3 protein-coding genes and 2 pseudogenes are annotated in these 3,277 nt (G+C 36.0%); 2 read left to right on the top strand and 3 right to left on the bottom strand.

From position 1 onward, the window contains the following. The 3 genes and pseudogenes from BXU11_RS16850 to panD (BXU11_RS16840) form a co-directional block, all read right to left on the bottom strand. Window positions 1-681 (bottom strand): annotated as a pseudogene (locus BXU11_RS16850) (alpha/beta hydrolase); the annotation flags it as partial. 90 nt (window positions 682-771) lie between these two features. After that, complete coding sequence (locus tag BXU11_RS16845) at window positions 772-1,023, bottom strand: alpha/beta hydrolase-fold protein (RefSeq protein ID WP_078213363.1); 252 nt, start codon at window positions 1,021-1,023, stop codon at window positions 772-774. A 145-nt stretch (window positions 1,024-1,168) separates the two neighbouring features. Further along, a pseudogene (gene panD / locus BXU11_RS16840) lies at window positions 1,169-1,518 on the bottom strand (aspartate 1-decarboxylase). A 239-nt stretch (window positions 1,519-1,757) separates the two neighbouring features. Between panD (BXU11_RS16840) and panD (BXU11_RS16835) the strand changes: the two are divergent. Together panD (BXU11_RS16835) and BXU11_RS16830 are read left to right on the top strand one after the other, a co-directional pair. Further along, window positions 1,758-2,108, top strand: a complete 351-nt coding sequence (panD, locus tag BXU11_RS16835) for an aspartate 1-decarboxylase (RefSeq protein WP_024979825.1) — start codon at window positions 1,758-1,760, stop codon at window positions 2,106-2,108. 145 nt (window positions 2,109-2,253) lie between these two features. Further along, a partial coding sequence (locus tag BXU11_RS16830) for an alpha/beta hydrolase (protein WP_078213362.1) occupies window positions 2,254-3,277 on the top strand: 1,024 nt, incomplete at its 3' end.

Raw genomic sequence — 3,277 nt, 5'->3', positions numbered from 1 at the left:
TTGTTTTTCATACATCAACCCCAATTCATATTCAGCCAACATGGATTTTGGATAGTATTTATCGGCCAAAATTGACAATTGATCCAGTTCGTTATAGGCTTTATTTTTTAAGATAGCGGCTTCAATTGCTTTAAAATCGTTTATTCTGATTGGAATATCAAACCGCAGTGTTTCTTGCATATTGGCGTATTTTTTTTCTAAATAATCCACATAGCCTGAGGGAAGTAGGGCTATTTTATTGGTAAATTCTGAGGAACTGATAGGCTTGTAGTTTTCGAAAATTAAATGCAATGCACTTGGGATTGCAAATAAAGTTTGGGAATAATGACCAGTTTCTTTGAACGACTCAAATTTAAAATGAACCAATGGATTATCGTCTCTCTTAATGTTTTGTTGCAGCAGCTGTATCGATTCGGCTATTGATTTGATTTCGTCATCACTGGTTGATAAATAATAAAACACCGGATTTTTGGTAGCGTTGAGTTGTTCGGCCACTCTTTTTTCCATCAATGGTGCTAATTCGGGATTTAATACGATGTAGGCGTTAAAAATTGGATTTTCTTTATATAAGAAGAAATTCAAAAAACCTGCCGTAGTGTCTAGTCCAGCAATCATCCGAAAGGGAGCGACACGGTATTTTTTTTTCCAAATAAGGCAATAATTCTTGGCTAATAAATTCATAAAAAGCAGCTCCTTTTTCAAAGGGAAGGCCTTGTGCAGTGTCAAAAGCGCAATCGTCAACCCGTTCGTCGTTGTGGTTTTGATGTATGCCTACAATAATAGTTTCGGGTAAATCATCCAATAGCTGCCGTAAGCGAGGGCACCTTCAAATGGGGGTAACAAAAAATCGCCATCTAATACAATTAAAACAGGGTAGGTTTTGGCTGTTTTTTTTTCGTAGGATTCAGGTAAGCTTATTGTGATGGTGCGTTGTTCATCAAGTCTTTCTGATTGGAAGGTTTCGGTTTTTTTTTGAGCGTACAACGCGACAGTGAAGAATAATAGTACAAGCACTTTTTTCATGGTTAAGCCGTCTAGATTAGGGTTACATTAAAAGCAGGGCAAGTTACTATTTTAATTCATTTTATGATAAAATAGTAAAAAAATAGTGCGATAATGTGAGTAAAATCAGTGGATGACTGGCTTGTTGTTGAAAGCGTTGTATGGTTTAGGTTAACGAGTTGTCGTTTTCGTTAGGAAAAACAATCCAAGGCTTGAAAGTTTTGGCTTCTTCAAATTCTAAGGTAGCGTATGAGATGATGATAATGATGTCATCTTTTTGAACTTTTCTAGCAGCGGGCCATTTAGGGTAATGATTCCCGAGTTTTTTTCGCCTTTGATGGCGTAAGTTTCAAAACGTTCGCCATTGTTGATGTTGACAATAGAAACTTTTTCACCTTCAATGATGTTTGACGCATCAAGTAAGGCTTCGTCAATAGTAATACTTCCGATATAATTTAAATCGGCACCCGTTACTTTTACACGGTGAATTTTAGATTTTACGACTTGAATTTGCATGGGGCAAATGTAATTAATTTAATGAAATGGTATCGATCAAGCGGGTATTATTAACAAAAAGCGCTATAAAAGCTCGATAATTTTTTGATATTTCTTTGCTTTCGTAATTGCTGACGAATCAACACTTTTACCTATCGAAAGCAAAGAAATATCAAAAAATTATCGAGCTTTTATAGCGCTTTTTGTTAATAATACCCGCTTGATCGATACCATTTCATTAAATTAATTACATTTGCCCCATGCAAATTCAAGTCGTAAAATCTAAAATTCACCGTGTAAAAGTAACGGGTGCCGATTTAAATTATATCGGAAGTATTACTATTGACGAAGCCTTACTTGATGCGTCAAACATCATTGAAGGTGAAAAAGTTTCTATTGTCAACATCAACAATGGCGAACGTTTTGAAACTTACGCCATCAAAGGCGAAAAAAACTCGGGAATCATTACCCTAAATGGCCCCGCTGCTAGAAAAGTTCAAAAAGATGACATCATTATCATCATCTCATACGCTACCTTAGAATTTGAAGAAGCCAAAACTTTCAAGCCTTGGATTGTTTTTCCTAACGAAAACGACAACTCGTTAACCTAAACCATACAACGCTTTCAACAACAAGCCAGTCATCCACTGATTTTACTCACATTATCGCACTATTTTTTTACTATTTTATCATAAAATGAATTAAAATAGTAACTTGCCCTGCTTTTAATGTAACCCTAATCTAGACGGCTTAACCATGAAAAAAGTGCTTGTACTATTATTCTTCACTGTCGCGTTGTACGCTCAAAAAAAAACCGAAACCTTCCAATCAGAAAGACTTGATGAACAACGCACCATCACAATAAGCTTACCTGAATCCTACGAAAAAAAAACAGCCAAAACCTACCCTGTTTTAATTGTATTAGATGGCGATTTTTTGTTACCCCCATTTGAAGGTGCCCTCGCTTACGGCAGCTATTGGGATGATTTACCCGAAACTATTATTGTAGGCATACATCAAAACCACAACGACGAACGGGTTGACGATTGCGCTTTTGACACTGCACAAGGCCTTCCCTTTGAAAAAGGAGCTGCTTTTTATGAATTTATTAGCCAAGAATTATTGCCTTATTTGGAAAAAAAATACCGTGTCGCTCCCTTTCGGATGATTGCTGGACTAGACACTACGGCAGGTTTTTTGAATTTCTTCTTATATAAAGAAAATCCAATTTTTAACGCCTACATCGTATTAAATCCCGAATTAGCACCATTGATGGAAAAAAGAGTGGCCGAACAACTCAACGCTACCAAAAATCCGGTGTTTTATTATTTATCAACCAGTGATGACGAAATCAAATCAATAGCCGAATCGATACAGCTGCTGCAACAAAACATTAAGAGAGACGATAATCCATTGGTTCATTTTAAATTTGAGTCGTTCAAAGAAACTGGTCATTATTCCCAAACTTTATTTGCAATCCCAAGTGCATTGCATTTAATTTTCGAAAACTACAAGCCTATCAGTTCCTCAGAATTTACCAATAAAATAGCCCTACTTCCCTCAGGCTATGTGGATTATTTAGAAAAAAAATACGCCAATATGCAAGAAACACTGCGGTTTGATATTCCAATCAGAATAAACGATTTTAAAGCAATTGAAGCCGCTATCTTAAAAAATAAAGCCTATAACGAACTGGATCAATTGTCAATTTTGGCCGATAAATACTATCCAAAATCCATGTTGGCTGAATATGAATTGGGGTTGATGTATGAAAAACAAG

Source organism: Flavobacterium sp. LM5 (assembly GCF_002017945.1).
Lineage (GTDB): Bacteria > Bacteroidota > Bacteroidia > Flavobacteriales > Flavobacteriaceae > Flavobacterium > Flavobacterium succinicans.
This window is presented reverse-complemented; position numbering and strand designations above follow the sequence as displayed.